This window comes from Blautia segnis, from assembly GCF_014287535.1.
Classification (GTDB): Bacteria; Bacillota; Clostridia; order Lachnospirales; family Lachnospiraceae; genus Blautia_A; species Blautia_A acetigignens.
In genome coordinates, this window is record NZ_JACOOT010000002.1 from 1 (window position 1) to 12,928 (window position 12,928).

The window sequence follows — 12,928 nt, forward strand, 5'->3', positions numbered from 1 at the left end:
CGGAAGGGATAAACGCTGAAGGCATCTAAGCGTGAAGCCCCCCTCAAGATGAGATGTCCCATTCGAAAGAAGTAAACCCCCTTGAAGACGACGAGGTAGATAGGGCAGGGGTGGAAGTGTAGTAATACATGGAGCTGACTGCTACTAATAGGGTGAGGGCTTGACCAAAGCGCAAAGCGCACAGGTCGTTCCATTGAACGAAGCGAGATGGAGCTTCCAGGTTATTCGCAAGGTTGAAGAATGATTCAGAAAAGATTCCAGACAAGGATATGGCATGTATGTAGTTTTGAAGGTACAAAACTTTCAATGAATTGTGACTGCTAATAGTCACTTTTCTTTATAAAATAGGGGATTGGTCAAATGGTATGATAGGGGTCTCCAAAACCTTTGGTGGGAGTTCGATTCTCTCATCCCCTGTTTCTTTGAGCGTCGGAAGCCTTGATTTTACTGGGTTTCCGGCGTTTTTATTTTGTGGGATTTTCTAACGATGTCACCTATGATGTCAACTAGGAATGATTCCTGTTTTTAAAAAGATATGACCTGTTCGATTTGTTTTTTATTCTTTTCTATTGATTTATTGCTGAAATAATAATAGCGTCGTGTGCAGGATATATCAGTATGTCCCATCTGAGCTGCAACAAATGCGTCCGACATTTGTTCGCTGTCAATCAGCATTGTACCGTAAGTTTTTCGTATCTTGTGCATAGTCCTGTGTGGTATATCCAGTTTTTTACAGATACTCGAAAGTCGTTTATTGAATGTGTTTCCACGGATTCTTTTTCCATTATGTTCAAATAAATAACTTCCGTTTGGGTTGAGCTTCATAGTAGCCTGTACTGTCTTAATCGCCTTTGGGGGAATAATTAAATTCCTGCATCCAGCGGATGTTTTGGGATGATCTTTTACAGTTACAAGCCAGCGACCACTCTCGTCACGGTACTTTACTTCGGTACGTCTGATCTTGATTTCACAGTCCCCTATATCGTTTGGTGAAAGTGCAGCAAGTTCGCCAACTCTCATACCTGTTTCAAATACCAGAAGAATGCCAAGATTGTATATGTCTGGATGTTCTTTAAGGTACTTGATAATCACAGGCAGTTCGTCCTCCATAAAAACTTCCTTTTCCCTCTCAATAACTTTCTTCTGAAACATATTTCTTGGGAGATCAAGGTCTTTCATAAATTGCGAAATGCTGATGGTTGTGTATTTCTTTTTCTTTCCGTATCTAAAAATCCCATACAGCAGGGTTCTAAGACCTGCATAGGATTTTCGACTGAGATTGAAGTCACGGATTGAAACTTTAATAAAAGCTTCCAGATCATCTCCGTTGATATTTTTGAAACGCTTTACTGATAATACATTCGGTTTCGTTTCAAAGAATCTTTTATAATCGTTTATGTAACGATCATAAGAAGCCCTCTGGATTTCATTATATTCCAGTTTTTGGTTAATCCATTCATAGAATACATCTTTCAGATAAATTTCCTGCATCTTATCCTTGTAGTATTCTACAATTAAATCTTCAATCTCTTTTCGTGTCCGCCGTCTCCTATATTGACGTTTTCCGTCTATACTCGGAAAATAAGTTGAATAATAGTTGGCGGCTTTAGTGATATTATAGGGATGCTGTGCCAAAATTTCTTTTCTTTCCATTTCTTCTATTTGTTTCAGCGTTGCACCTATATCTATAATATCATTCTTGATCACAAAATCCAAGAGTTCTTTTTCGTTAAACTCCATTTTCTTTCAGGCTGCGTTTCCTTTGAGTGTTACTGTTATGTTTCATGTTAGTTACTCCTATTCTGTTGTTTTAGCTGATTTCTCATCATACAGGGGATAATCCATCTGTGCAAAGATAGATCGCATCTGGTCAAGCGTGAGATTGGAACAAATCACTCTTCCCTCATCTATGGTAACGATGTTGTATAGTTGCTTATAGCCTGGCTTGCGATTAGCTTTATATCCCTGCCATACCGCTTCCAGCTTGCAACCGTAATAATCTTCTAAGATACGGTTAAGCCTGTGAAACGTGTATGGAAGGAATGAGGTAACACGGTGGGGAGTTATATCCCCACTGGTTACGTCTGTACTGAAATCGTAGTCGTACTCTTTCTCATTATTCATTTGGATGCACCTCGTTTTCCTTGGTTTCTTCAAATGGAGGCTTAGTATCAGAATCTATGGTGTGAAATTCTTCATTTCGTTTAAGATATTTTTCAACAGAATCATAGATTGTGACAGTGCCATCTACATTAAAAATTCTCACTTCATGGATTCGGCGTAAAAATGCGTTCCATGATTCAGGTGAATTTTCTTGTGCGTCAGTAAATTGACTTTCAAGGCTCCAATTTGAGACAATATAAACGGTTTCATAACATGCATATGTATTGGCGTATCTGGCAGGCAACTGTATGGGATATATGTCAGTATAGACTAACATTTCAGACAGTCTAATTTGACTTCTAAATTCCTCAAAACACAGAACAGGCTCATTTGAATAATGGTCAAATGGATGCTTATAATCCGTAACACGATATACATTTTCATCTCCATGTGTGTCCAGAACATACCTAGATTTTCCAGTGGCTGTCGGTCCGCTTATGTATACAGTGTGAAGATTTAATCTGCGTGTTCCCTTATATTTTTCAATTAGTATCTTGGTGCGCAGCCTCTCGATTTTTTCCATAATTGGAATATAATCTGGATTTTTATTGATTATTTCCAGATCAGTATAACCTGCTTCTACTAGGTGCAGCAGCGCACTCATGTCTCTTTTGTAAGTTATTTCCGGTGGTAGTTCTCCCCAACTCTCAAAAGTACCCTCAATCACTTGCTCCTGTTTTTCTTTATTAAAAAGCCATTTTCCACTCTTTTGTAAATAAGTAACGCACTGTTGTGGAGTACCCTTTAAATCCTCAATATGGGCTTTACTAAAACAAGGTTTTCTCTTTAGCGTTGAGAATCGCACACGAGATCGGAAGCATATTAAGCAATGGATATGATAGCACGAGCCTTTCTCATCTACGATTGCGAAATACTGAATTGTTGCAAAGGATAAAAGCGTTTCTTTAATAATCTCATGAGTAACTCCGTATTCTTCTGGATTATTTAAAGTCACTATCCAGTTTTCTTTTTGTGTATCTACTTTTTTCATCTTTTCTCTCCTTTTGATTCACTTTTGCTTTTTGTGCAGTGTGAAAAAGATCTGAACAAAATACTACCTTCAAGAACGCTTTATTTATAAGGGTTTCCAGGCTTTATTTGGTGTTCTGTGCAAATGCCGATGGGTAATACTGGCATCGGCACAGGAGCCGTTCATCCACCTGCTGCCACACATCCGCCTTCGGCGGATAATGGCAGCGGCGGCTGTCCTGCTCCTGTCTATTCAGGAACATCTGTCTCTCATAATGTTCTCTATGGGGGCGGTGTTATCTGTATACGGAACAATAATCTTTTGTAAAGGCTGTCCATCTAGCAGCAGATATCCGCATCCGCGTGGCTGTGGCTCAATTGGTTCGTCCGTATACGGTGTAAATAGCATTTGTGCAGTTACCTTTGATATCTGCCCCAGCCCGACTACACAGGAAATGGAATCTCTTGATTTTCCGAAGAACTCCGCATGAGCTGCCTGTGACCCTATAACAACATTCATGTTATAAGACCGTCCTAAATTAAGACAATATGAAAGATCGTCTAAATACTGATTTTTTTCTGAAACAGTTAAAGAGGTCAGAAAATTATTCCATTCATCCAGCACAAGTAAGTGCCGATTGAGAGATACATTTTTTCCTGCTATTCTTGCCTCAAGAATATTCTTGAACTTAATTAAGGCTTCTCCATAATGGGCATGGTTATAATAACCCCTGCATCCCTTCAGGAAATCGTAGTCCTGTCCTTTCCAGTCTGCAACACTCAGCGTGCATTCGGGATTGTCATACTTAAGCAAAAAATATGCCACAAGTGCTTTAATTAACCAAGACTTTCCCGAACCAGTAGCCCCCCAGATACCTATGTGTGGAGTCTTATCCAAGTCAACTTCTATTCCAAGCCTTTTTCGATATTTTATCCATGGATCTTTTCGTAAAAAGGGTGTTGCAGTACCAGAACAAGAAAAGGTTACTTCTGGCACTTGAAAAACCTCTTCTTTTTCCTTCGTATCTTCTAATTTTTGGGAGATATATGGAGCAGTTCTTTTATTTAAGGGTATAACTGCCAGTTCGTAATAATACCCCCGATCATTGCAAACGTCTAAAAATAGTCCATCAGTGCCAGGAGAAAAGCGGTTTCTATTCACCACGAATGCCTGTTCCAGTTCATCCATAAGCACATCACGAACATTTAATACGTCATAGCTACCAAATTGAGCGTCTTTCTTTTTAGCTCGGAACCACCAACGTGGAAGCCCATCCGAAGATGGATGTCCAGCAAAAATAATGCTTCTGGCTGATATAGGCTGTTGCAGTTCCAGCATCGTTGCTGCTGCGCATATGGCTTCCTGCATACAATCACAGATTGTGTCTCCATCTAGCTGAGGCTGATATACTGGCGCAGGTTTTTGAACCTGTTCAATTGACCATTTTTCCAGTTTATCTATTCCCACAACAAACAATGGGATTAGGATTATAGGTAATATGCCCCACAGAAATCTTATAATCCAAAATACCACTATCAAAGCAATAAGACTTAACGCTATAAATAAAAAGCGTTTCCACATTTCTGCTTTTTCAAATTCGCTTCTACACTTACGTATTGCGTTTTTTATTTTGTTTATCATACCTTCATATCTCCTTTATTCAAGGTGGGAGAGGGCAAAACCTCCCCCACGCCTTTTTCAGATGTTTAAAGTTCTATCTGGTCAGCAAAAATATCACTGATAACCTCGATATCCTGAACCCTGTTTTTTCCGACAAAGGTTAATTCAACAAGACAGCCCCAGTTTGCATTTGCAATCTTAGCGCCTACAATATCTTCCCGTTCGGGAGCGACAGTGTATTTGTAAATCTGTCTTGTCTCACCATACGGCAGGCATTTAAGCTGCTTGGCATCTGACCAGCTTCGCATTTCGCCTTCTATTTCGCCACTTCCAGCCTTACGATTAATCTCGTCGAGCAGGAAGGCTTTAATACGGTTTCTTCCGTTAATCATTTTGATTTCCCCTTTCATTCAAAGTTGTTTTTTGTTATTATTAAATTGGGTATTATAACAACCCAACACCTCACCACAGCAGTACTTTGCAGGGTCGCAGCTGTGGCATAATCTGTGCCAGCATTAAGCCATGCTGGTACAGAAGCTTAATTGTCCAAAGGGCTCACCTCCTCCTTAATGAATGGTACAGGTTTGTATTGCTCCATATTAAGTTGTCAAGGTGCGCTAGTTCTTTATTGAATGGGTACGGTGGTTCTCTTGCCTGATATCTCATTTTTTCTTTTCTCTTTCGTTTTGTTGAGTCTATTATATCTCTCACAGCACTCCTCCAAAACGAGCATAAAAGCAATTTTTACACGTTTTCTTGCGAAATACGCAATTGGGGGATTTATAATGCCATTTCGATTTCTTTCTCCAATTTATCAAGTTTCACTCCCAGCATTTTATACAATTTCGACACGGAGTTTATTTCATCCTTCACAGTGTTTCTGTACTCAGAGATGCCATGCACTGTACCCTGGAGTAATTCAATGGGAGAGATTCCCAACTCGTCAGAAAGCACTAGCAGTTCTTCCACGTACATCTTCTCTTTTCCGGATTTCAATTTTGACAATCTGTATGGTGTAATTCCACAATTTTCTGAAATTTTCACTTGTGATATTTTGCCTTTGCAGTTGTTATTTCTCTCCTTGGCTGTGGTTATAGCTTCATATAAATTCTTGGAAACAGCTTCGTTATATCTGTCTTTTTTCTCATTAATTGTCTCTTCCACATAAACCGATTTTTCCATATCGACACTCTCCTTAGTATAGGCGAGCGTTCATTAGCGCTAATCAACAACTCTGTTTCTTTGTTATAAGCGCAGTATAGCCTTTATCGGAAAAAACGCCCATAATTTAATTTGCTATGACTTTAAAATGACTTTGCTACGCACAAGAAAAAGTGTATAATTAGAAAAAAGGAGGATGATTATGGAAGGAACTTACGAAAACATCATAAGAGCAATAGAAAAGCGCCCCTTACCCACTGAGGAAAATATTAATTTGCAAGATCAGTTTTTGACATTTTTTAATAGCGCTGCTACGTATTACTCACTGTTAGTATGCTATGACAGCCTAAAAAAAGTTCATAAAAACCTGCACGCTATAATGATCGAATATGATCCTGACAATAATGATGACTACAAAATGGACATATTGGATTATATGGCATTGGTCAGGGCATGGGACTATTATTGTAAAACCAACACAGTTAAAGGAAAATCAAAGGGAGAGCTAACTTTCTTTGAAAAGTATCTCGATTTGCAGAACTGGGATAACATAGTGTCTTTGGAATCCGCTGATAGAATAAGAGAAGCTGCTAGTAAATGGTATGAACAAGAAACAACTCACTCCATCGGATATATGAATATAGAAGCAAAGATACCATATGTTCATCTATTAAAGGACGCTTTAACCAGAAAAAAAGAGAATTATGAAGATTCCGCTAATGCCCTATTGACAACTCATGCCGAAGAACAGATTATAGGACTATTAGATGCGAACCAGGAAATCACAGATATTAATCTGTTTTTCCAGCTATCTATGATTACTAGCTGGTTGACTTGCGAGTCAATACGTAATGTCGCTGAGAAAGAAAAAAATGATTCTAATGCATATTTTACATCCATCTGTAACATCAATCCGCTAAACCTGATTATTTCGATTAATGATATTTTGCAGAAATACTTGTTACCTGATGATAGAAAGGCTATTGAAAAGTTAAAATGTGATTTGGCTCTACCAGAGAGCAGCGATAAAACATTTTCCCCATTAAATGATTACTTAAAATTATACAGGGCATTGGTTCCGTGTTGCCTTAAATGGGTTGACCAATACGAAGAAGTGTGGAAAAAGGTTGAATGTGATCCGATTTATCAAGAAATAACTGAAAAATTAAAATAATCTTAGAAAGCTGGGAGCAAAAATGCTTCCAGTTTTTTTATAGAAATATGTTTTCGTTCCTACATATTATAGGCTGATTTGCCTTCGAGAGTGTACTTTTTGCCACCGATCTGTCAAGGGCAAGCTACGTGCGGTAAACCGCCCCCTTGACTGCTCGTTGTCCAAAAGTAATGTGTAATTACGCAAATGCGCAGCGCAGTATGTTGCACAATACAACCAAAGAAAATTATAAGAAAGAGGGCAAAGAATATGAAGGAAATCACCAGCTATAACAGAGCAGTACAGTACTTGAACAAAATCTTCAAGCATATCAACACGGAATTTTTTAATGACAGTTTGGAAATGCCAACAATCACAGTCCAGTCTACAGCCGAAGCCTACGGACACGTTACTGTTGGCAAGGTGTGGAAAAACGAACTTGGAAATTTAAGCCACGAATTAAATATATCGGCAGATTACCTGGACAGACCAGTTGAAAATGTGGTTGCAACTTTGATACATGAAGGCTGCCATTTATATGCAATGGCTAATGGAATTAAGGACACCAGCAACAGGGGGATATATCATAATCGGAGATTCAAAGAACTTGCAGAGGAAAGGGGCTTAAAGATCAGCAAAAGTGAGAAATATGGCTGGACGATTACAGAGCCAACAGAAAGAATTATCAAATTCTGTGAGGAATATGGATTGGGAGATATTCAGATTGCGAGGCGAAAACAATTATCCTTTGTCGATACAGGAAATTCACAAGGGAAAGGAACAGACAGTTCCCAGCCAACCAGCAAAAAGAAAAACAGCTATCAGCGTTGGAGCTGCCCCTGCTGCCATACAATTATCCGAAGCACTAAGACGGTAAATATAATATGTGGCGATTGTGGAGAACACTTTATCCGAGACGAAAAAAAGGGCGGTCATTAAGACCGCCCAATATTATTAAACATTAAGTTTTAAAAAAGAATTTTTTATTCTTCATCTTGTACAGTATACTGTAAAATCACCAGGTCGCTGATGCTACAGTCCAAAATATAGGCAAATTTAGCAAGCGTTTCTAGGGTTATAATTTTACCTTGTTTTATGTTATATGTGGTTTTATGGGGAATCCCATAATCCGCTAATTTGTAACCAGACAACTTTCTTTCTTCTAATTTCATTAGCAATGGAGAGTAATCTATTTCCACCTTGATATGCTGCATTCTGCCTACCGCCTAAAATCTATAAGATATTTCATATCTAAGATTTTAGAACATAAAAAAGCACTTGACTATGCGATTGAAATCGCTTATAATACAGATATTAAGAAAAGCACCTTGACAAGTCCATAAAAATAGATAATAATAAAATGTTAATCTTTTAATAAAAACTATAAAAAAGGAAAGGAAGGTTTCTGTATGGAATCGAAAAAGATCAAAAGATTAATGTGCAGCGTCATTACTGCAACACTTCTTCTATGTGAATTGCCTGGTGTCGCCCCTATGATGGAATCAGTTGGGGTTGTACAGGAAGTCGAGGCAGCTTCTTTGAAGCTTAGTAATAAGAGTGTATCGGTTATGACCGGTGAGAAGTCCAAGATTACCTTGAAAGGTGTAAGCTCTAAGAAGAAAAAGAGTGTTAAGTGGAGATCCAACAGTAAGAATCTGGTAGTATCTTACAGCAAGAAAGATACTCGGAATGCTACTTTCTACGCTAGGAAAGCTGGAACTTACAAGGTGATTGCTACTTATGGTAAGAAAAACTATGTAGCTGTTGTGAAGGTTTCAAAGAAAGGTATGAATTCAGCAAGTCGTACTTTAAACAATGGTCAAAAATACAAACTGAAACTCAAAGGTGTAAAGGGTAAGGCTAAGTGGTCATCTTCCAAGAAGTCTGTTGTTACTGTTAAGGCTGCTAAGAATGGTAAGAGTGCTGTGATTACAGCTAAGAAACCGGGAAGTGCTACCATTACTGCTACAGTAGGAAAGAAGAAACTGGTATGTGTTGTAAAGGTTAATGGTACGACAGCTGTTGTAACACCTAAGCCGAATCCTACGACTGCTCCGAAGCCTACTGATACACCGAAACCTCAGCCAACGGAATCACCGAAACCAACTGAGACACCAAGTCCTACGCCTACAGAGCCAGTAAAACCGGATGAGAAACCTACACCGGAACCTACTCCAGCTGAGGTTAAGGCTGATAAGATTATACTAAATAGAGAAAGTGTTACTTTTACTGCTTTGAACCAGACATTTTCTCTTTCTGCAACCGTAACACCTGAAAATGCAGAAGAAAAAGCTGTAGGGTGGAATTCAATTAATACGTCTGCTGTGACTGTAGATGAGAATGGTAAGATTACTGCTGTAGGTAGGGGAAGTTCTGAGGTGTTTTGTTTTTTGAAATCTAATGGAGAAGTATTTGCTAAATGTTCGGTTACTGTACAGATACCGGAAACAAAACCGGAGCCAACCAAACCAGTTGAACCAAAACCAACTGAACCGGAAGTAGTGAAGGTATCTGGAATTACTTTAAACCCAGATATTAGCCTTGAAATTAAAGAAGGTAGTTCTTATACTATTAAAGCAACTGTAGCACCTAGCAATGCCACAAATAACTCAGTTAAATGGGTATCTTCTAGTCCTGACGTGGCTACAGTAGATGACAATGGAAATGTAACCGCACTTAAAGCAGGTTCTACTACGATTACTTGTACGGCTGTTGATGGTTCTGGTGTATCTGCTAGTTGTCCTGTTACGGTAAAAGCTAAAGATATTGTAGATCCGGGAGATACAACAGACCCTCTTTACTCATGTGATTACGAGGCTGACTTTGATATTTATACTAAGATACCTGGAGGTACTGGTTTAAGTATTGATGTTTTTACTAATGCTCCTAGTGATAAGGTTCAAGTATTAACTTCTAATAATAATATATACTATAACGGAGTATTTGTCAAGAATAATGTTTATGGATATTCTTATTATTATTGTTTCGGGTTAGATGCTGTGAAACAAGGAAACTGTGATGTGTCTTTAGTTGTTAATGGAAAAATTATTAAAACTTGGAATGCCTATGTATCCTCGACTGACAAGAACTGGGCAACCTATGAGAGTTGGCTTAACGGTGTACTTAAAAATATAAAAGATTCAAATTCTGATTTTGATAAACTTAATCCTATTCAGAAAATAACTCTGTTAGGTCAGTACATCCTTGATAACTATGATTACAATCCTGATGCAAATAAATCTTTCCACAATGACGGATGTGGTAACTGCAATGCTTCAGCATTTGTACTTAAGGATTATGCTCAGAGATTAGGTTTAAGGTCTGAGGTAGTAACACCAAAGGCTTATGTTGTGAATAATCCGAGTCATGTTGTAGCAAAAGTATGGTATGATGGTGTTGCATACTTAATAGAAGCAGGATATCAGGGTAAAGCTGGAAATAGAGGAACAGCTACATGTGTAAAGGAATCTAAATAATTAAGGTAATGCAAACTAGATAAGTTATAAATAAAATTTGAAAGGTGACAGTTTAAACTGTCACCTTTTCTTTTGCTTAAATATATTTACACAATATAAGATTTATGTTAAACTCTAATAATATAAAATATATGTTATCTGGTGTGGGTTGTTATACTAAATGACGTGATAAGAGAAAGTAATGGGGTAGGTTTTTATTGTACTGAGAATATAGAAATGGCTTTTCAGTAAAATCCCTCCTCAACGTCATGTTTTCTTTTTTTACTTCTGTTTTTTTAAACCTTAACTTTTAAAATCTTCAATCCTCGAGAATCTCCATCATTAACCGCATACCTTTTTTATACCCAGCACAAAAAGCTTCTTTTTGCACCGCCGTAGAATATGCAAAAATCAAATCTTGCATCTTGTCATTCTGTAGCAATTCAAGTTCTATTTCGATAGCTTTCCATGTTGCAAGTATCACTGGGGAATCTTCCAGAGTATCACTCCAATTTTGAAAAATTTCATTTAACTGTTTCACTGTTGTCTTCTCCTAATTGTTTACAAAAGATGTTATTTTGGTTATATTAGGTGTAACACTGAAACAGCTCCTTTCCATAAATTTTTAAATAAATGATGTCACCATGTTGTCAGATGATGTCAGGTCTTTGCTTAAGAAATCCTTTATTTACGCCATTTATCGACATTTCCAACGGTGTTCGATTCTCTCATCCCCTGCTGCAAAAGGGATATGAAATAGCTGAGTGCTGTCTCATATCCCTTTTTCGATATTATGCCGCAGGGGAATTCTGTGACATTTAACTAAGCTTAATTTTAATCACGTTTTGTGCCTGCGCCATATCTTTTTTCTCCACGAGAATTTCATACTGCTTGGATTGATCTGCCGGAATACCCGCACTTCCCACAGATCCGCGGAAGGTTCCGCTTCCGTTCCAGTCTCCTAATCGGTCTTTTACCTTATACTTGTACGGAATCCCCTCTCTGTCCAGAACATCCCGGATTTCATTAAATTTTTTCATATCCGTTCCAGTCCAAATGCTTTCTGAATGAAATATCGTAAACATTGTTCTCCCTCCTTTTCAGGTACATGATTCATATACTTTTTCAGTAAATTTTGATGTTTTTTTCATTTTACCATATTGTTATTGAAAAAACTATCTTATTTAATCCGCATTGTAACTTTGAATAGTCTATATTATAATGATTATACATTAATAGATTCGTGTTAGCTAAAGAGGAGTGAACTATGAAAGAAGGATTCATTATTAAGCTGAACTGGATCGTATATAAAAATGAAATAATCAAAAACATTCCCTTATTAACAGCTGAAAATCCCCAAAAAGTATATCAGAATGCAAGAAGTATCTATAAGCAGGCATTAAAGCAGATGGATGAGTATGGGCCAGGAGTCAATGAACTGCGGGAATTTTACCGGAAAGTAGTACTAGAGCCTGTTTGAAAAATCATTCCTGCAATCTGCACGCCCCACTTTGCGGTATATTTTGCCCGAATTCAGTTGCCGTAGCCCGCTACGGCGCCCTCATCCGGACAAAATCTCCCACAAATTGTGACGCACATCTTGCAGAAAGCCTTTTTCAAACACGCTCTAGCGGGCATGCTCCGTTTTTTTATGCAAATAAATTTCAAATCAGAATCATCCATGCCAGCATAGAAATCATAGCAGAGATGTGCAGGGTGCCGATGATTTTAAATGGAAACAGGATAATAAATATGGGTAGTATGGTAAAGATTGCTGCCCAGAGGGGCAGGGCTGCGGTTCCGGTAAGAATGGCGATGATTAAAGTGATGATAAACACAATGTAACCAAGGTAGCAGATTTTGGTGATGGGAGCGCTGTTAAACAGGTCCAGCATCATGGTGTGAGCTTTTTTGTCTCTTCCAAGACGGAGAAATACATATTCTGCAAACCCGCATTTCACGTGGTGCCCAGCCCCGATCACAATAAACAGCAGGATGGCAAAAAATAAAACAGAACCATACACTGCAGAATGCTCATACACGTAAGCCGAAATTGCAAAATACCCAAGTGCCTGCAGAAACAGTGCAAAGACACCCAGTATGGCAGAGCGCATAGGAACCTTCGCAGATTTTCCTTCCTCTCCAAAGAATCCAGGCGAAACCAGTTTTGCACAGACCTGTACACAAAAGTAGGGGAAAAGATCCAGGCACCGGGAACTACGATCCATGTCTTTTACGCGAAAAAAATGGGGGAAAAATATCTGGAGCGTTATCACAAATATTTTGCGGATCCGGATATCTGCGAATACGACCTGCAGCACGAGGAACTGCTTCTGGATGCAGACCGCTGGACCAAAGAAGTGTGCCGCGTCTGCCAGATCCATTAAGTAGATAAGAAAAGAAGGG

Annotated in this window: 17 protein-coding genes, 1 tRNA gene, 1 rRNA gene and 1 pseudogene; 7 read left to right on the plus strand and 13 right to left on the minus strand. The window is 38.5% G+C overall.

The features are described 5' to 3' along the window. Both H8S54_RS00125 and H8S54_RS00130 read left to right on the plus strand, forming a co-directional pair. Window positions 1-168, plus strand: a 23S ribosomal RNA gene (locus H8S54_RS00125); the annotation flags it as partial. Window positions 169-346: 178 nt separating this feature from the next. After that, window positions 347-417, plus strand: a tRNA-Trp gene (locus tag H8S54_RS00130). A gap of 108 nt (window positions 418-525) precedes the next feature. Here H8S54_RS00130 and H8S54_RS00135 read toward each other — a convergent pair. The 8 genes from H8S54_RS00135 to H8S54_RS00170 all read right to left on the minus strand — a co-directional run bounded on the left by H8S54_RS00135 (window position 526) and on the right by H8S54_RS00170 (window position 5,935). Continuing rightward, window positions 526-1,740, minus strand: coding sequence for a tyrosine-type recombinase/integrase (locus tag H8S54_RS00135; protein WP_186900662.1), 1,215 nt, complete (start codon window positions 1,738-1,740; stop codon window positions 526-528). A 57-nt stretch (window positions 1,741-1,797) separates the two neighbouring features. Further along, window positions 1,798-2,124, minus strand: coding sequence for a hypothetical protein (locus H8S54_RS00140; RefSeq protein ID WP_186900663.1), 327 nt, complete (start codon window positions 2,122-2,124; stop codon window positions 1,798-1,800). Then, the gene (locus tag H8S54_RS00145; RefSeq protein WP_186900664.1) at window positions 2,117-3,154 is read right to left on the minus strand and encodes a hypothetical protein; all 1,038 of its coding nucleotides are present in this window, start codon (window positions 3,152-3,154) and stop codon (window positions 2,117-2,119) included. The genes H8S54_RS00140 and H8S54_RS00145 overlap by 8 nt, the downstream gene beginning before the upstream one ends. Before the next feature lie 103 nt (window positions 3,155-3,257). Beyond that, entirely contained in the window at window positions 3,258-3,395 is a 138-nt protein-coding gene (locus H8S54_RS00150) for a hypothetical protein (protein ID WP_186900665.1), read from the minus strand. Further along, window positions 3,386-4,774 (minus strand): helicase HerA domain-containing protein, encoded by a 1,389-nt coding sequence (locus H8S54_RS00155; protein WP_186900666.1) that lies wholly within the window; start codon window positions 4,772-4,774, stop codon window positions 3,386-3,388. The genes H8S54_RS00150 and H8S54_RS00155 overlap by 10 nt, the downstream gene beginning before the upstream one ends. Before the next feature lie 65 nt (window positions 4,775-4,839). Then, window positions 4,840-5,145 (minus strand): hypothetical protein, encoded by a 306-nt coding sequence (locus tag H8S54_RS00160; RefSeq protein ID WP_186900667.1) that lies wholly within the window; start codon window positions 5,143-5,145, stop codon window positions 4,840-4,842. Between the two features lie 163 nt (window positions 5,146-5,308). Next, the gene (locus H8S54_RS00165) at window positions 5,309-5,464 is read right to left on the minus strand and encodes a hypothetical protein (RefSeq protein WP_186900668.1); all 156 of its coding nucleotides are present in this window, start codon (window positions 5,462-5,464) and stop codon (window positions 5,309-5,311) included. 69 nt (window positions 5,465-5,533) lie between these two features. Then, window positions 5,534-5,935: a helix-turn-helix domain-containing protein gene (locus H8S54_RS00170; RefSeq protein ID WP_186900669.1), complete on the minus strand. Its 402-nt coding sequence runs from the start codon at window positions 5,933-5,935 to the stop codon at window positions 5,534-5,536. A 181-nt stretch (window positions 5,936-6,116) separates the two neighbouring features. Between H8S54_RS00170 and H8S54_RS00175 the strand changes: the two genes are divergently transcribed. After that, window positions 6,117-7,088 (plus strand): hypothetical protein, encoded by a 972-nt coding sequence (locus H8S54_RS00175; RefSeq protein WP_186900670.1) that lies wholly within the window; start codon window positions 6,117-6,119, stop codon window positions 7,086-7,088. A 249-nt stretch (window positions 7,089-7,337) separates the two neighbouring features. Next, complete coding sequence (locus tag H8S54_RS00180; RefSeq protein ID WP_186900671.1) at window positions 7,338-8,006, plus strand: SprT-like domain-containing protein; 669 nt, start codon at window positions 7,338-7,340, stop codon at window positions 8,004-8,006. Between the two features lie 44 nt (window positions 8,007-8,050). Here the strand turns inward: H8S54_RS00180 and H8S54_RS00185 are convergent, their stop codons facing one another. Further along, window positions 8,051-8,281: a helix-turn-helix domain-containing protein gene (locus H8S54_RS00185; RefSeq protein WP_186900672.1), complete on the minus strand. Its 231-nt coding sequence runs from the start codon at window positions 8,279-8,281 to the stop codon at window positions 8,051-8,053. A gap of 195 nt (window positions 8,282-8,476) precedes the next feature. On the opposite strand from H8S54_RS00185, the gene H8S54_RS00190 reads away from it, so the two are divergent. Next, window positions 8,477-10,543 carry an Ig-like domain-containing protein gene (locus tag H8S54_RS00190; protein ID WP_186900673.1) on the plus strand — a complete coding sequence of 689 codons (2,067 nt, stop codon included), beginning with the start codon at window positions 8,477-8,479 and terminating at the stop codon, window positions 10,541-10,543. A 298-nt stretch (window positions 10,544-10,841) separates the two neighbouring features. Here the strand turns inward: H8S54_RS00190 and H8S54_RS00195 are convergent, their stop codons facing one another. Both H8S54_RS00195 and H8S54_RS00200 read right to left on the minus strand, forming a co-directional pair. Next, window positions 10,842-11,063, minus strand: a complete 222-nt coding sequence (locus tag H8S54_RS00195) for a hypothetical protein (RefSeq protein WP_186900674.1) — start codon at window positions 11,061-11,063, stop codon at window positions 10,842-10,844. Between the two features lie 277 nt (window positions 11,064-11,340). Next, window positions 11,341-11,607: a hypothetical protein gene (locus H8S54_RS00200; RefSeq protein WP_021925679.1), complete on the minus strand. Its 267-nt coding sequence runs from the start codon at window positions 11,605-11,607 to the stop codon at window positions 11,341-11,343. 182 nt (window positions 11,608-11,789) lie between these two features. Here H8S54_RS00200 and H8S54_RS00205 point away from each other — a divergent pair, with 182 nt between their 5' ends. Next, window positions 11,790-12,002: a hypothetical protein gene (locus H8S54_RS00205; RefSeq protein ID WP_173768748.1), complete on the plus strand. Its 213-nt coding sequence runs from the start codon at window positions 11,790-11,792 to the stop codon at window positions 12,000-12,002. On the opposite strand, the pseudogene H8S54_RS18710 reads toward H8S54_RS00205, so the two are convergent. Both H8S54_RS18710 and H8S54_RS00210 read right to left on the minus strand, forming a co-directional pair. Next, window positions 11,972-12,205, minus strand: a pseudogene (locus tag H8S54_RS18710) (DUF6783 domain-containing protein). The gene H8S54_RS00205 and the pseudogene H8S54_RS18710 overlap by 31 nt on opposite strands. Further along, window positions 12,187-12,750 (minus strand): DUF6796 family protein, encoded by a 564-nt coding sequence (locus H8S54_RS00210; protein WP_186900675.1) that lies wholly within the window; start codon window positions 12,748-12,750, stop codon window positions 12,187-12,189. Before H8S54_RS00210 ends, H8S54_RS18710 begins: the two are co-directional and overlap by 19 nt. An 18-nt stretch (window positions 12,751-12,768) precedes the next feature. On the opposite strand from H8S54_RS00210, the gene H8S54_RS00215 reads away from it, so the two are divergent. Continuing rightward, on the plus strand, window positions 12,769-12,909 hold the full coding sequence (locus H8S54_RS00215) for a hypothetical protein (RefSeq protein WP_173768032.1): 141 nt from the start codon (window positions 12,769-12,771) through the stop codon (window positions 12,907-12,909). The last annotated feature ends 19 nt before the right edge of the window (window positions 12,910-12,928 follow it).

What these genes read in the sequence shown, in the direction of transcription:
- H8S54_RS00215 (WP_173768032.1), top strand. Translation starts at nt 12,769, where the DNA reads ATGGGGGAAAAATATCTGGAGCGTTATCACAAATATTTTGCGGATCCG.
- H8S54_RS00155 (WP_186900666.1), bottom strand. Translation starts at nt 4,774, where the DNA reads ATGATAAACAAAATAAAAAACGCAATACGTAAGTGTAGAAGCGAATTT.
- H8S54_RS00200 (WP_021925679.1), bottom strand. Translation starts at nt 11,607, where the DNA reads ATGTTTACGATATTTCATTCAGAAAGCATTTGGACTGGAACGGATATG.
- H8S54_RS00205 (WP_173768748.1), top strand. Translation starts at nt 11,790, where the DNA reads ATGAAAGAAGGATTCATTATTAAGCTGAACTGGATCGTATATAAAAAT.
- H8S54_RS00150 (WP_186900665.1), bottom strand. Translation starts at nt 3,395, where the DNA reads ATGTTCCTGAATAGACAGGAGCAGGACAGCCGCCGCTGCCATTATCCG.
- H8S54_RS00145 (WP_186900664.1), bottom strand. Translation starts at nt 3,154, where the DNA reads ATGAAAAAAGTAGATACACAAAAAGAAAACTGGATAGTGACTTTAAAT.
- H8S54_RS00180 (WP_186900671.1), top strand. Translation starts at nt 7,338, where the DNA reads ATGAAGGAAATCACCAGCTATAACAGAGCAGTACAGTACTTGAACAAA.
- H8S54_RS00170 (WP_186900669.1), bottom strand. Translation starts at nt 5,935, where the DNA reads ATGGAAAAATCGGTTTATGTGGAAGAGACAATTAATGAGAAAAAAGAC.
- H8S54_RS00190 (WP_186900673.1), top strand. Translation starts at nt 8,477, where the DNA reads ATGGAATCGAAAAAGATCAAAAGATTAATGTGCAGCGTCATTACTGCA.
- H8S54_RS00210 (WP_186900675.1), bottom strand. Translation starts at nt 12,750, where the DNA reads ATGGATCGTAGTTCCCGGTGCCTGGATCTTTTCCCCTACTTTTGTGTA.
- H8S54_RS00160 (WP_186900667.1), bottom strand. Translation starts at nt 5,145, where the DNA reads ATGATTAACGGAAGAAACCGTATTAAAGCCTTCCTGCTCGACGAGATT.
- H8S54_RS00175 (WP_186900670.1), top strand. Translation starts at nt 6,117, where the DNA reads ATGGAAGGAACTTACGAAAACATCATAAGAGCAATAGAAAAGCGCCCC.
- H8S54_RS00185 (WP_186900672.1), bottom strand. Translation starts at nt 8,281, where the DNA reads ATGCAGCATATCAAGGTGGAAATAGATTACTCTCCATTGCTAATGAAA.
- H8S54_RS00140 (WP_186900663.1), bottom strand. Translation starts at nt 2,124, where the DNA reads ATGAATAATGAGAAAGAGTACGACTACGATTTCAGTACAGACGTAACC.
- H8S54_RS00135 (WP_186900662.1), bottom strand. Translation starts at nt 1,740, where the DNA reads ATGGAGTTTAACGAAAAAGAACTCTTGGATTTTGTGATCAAGAATGAT.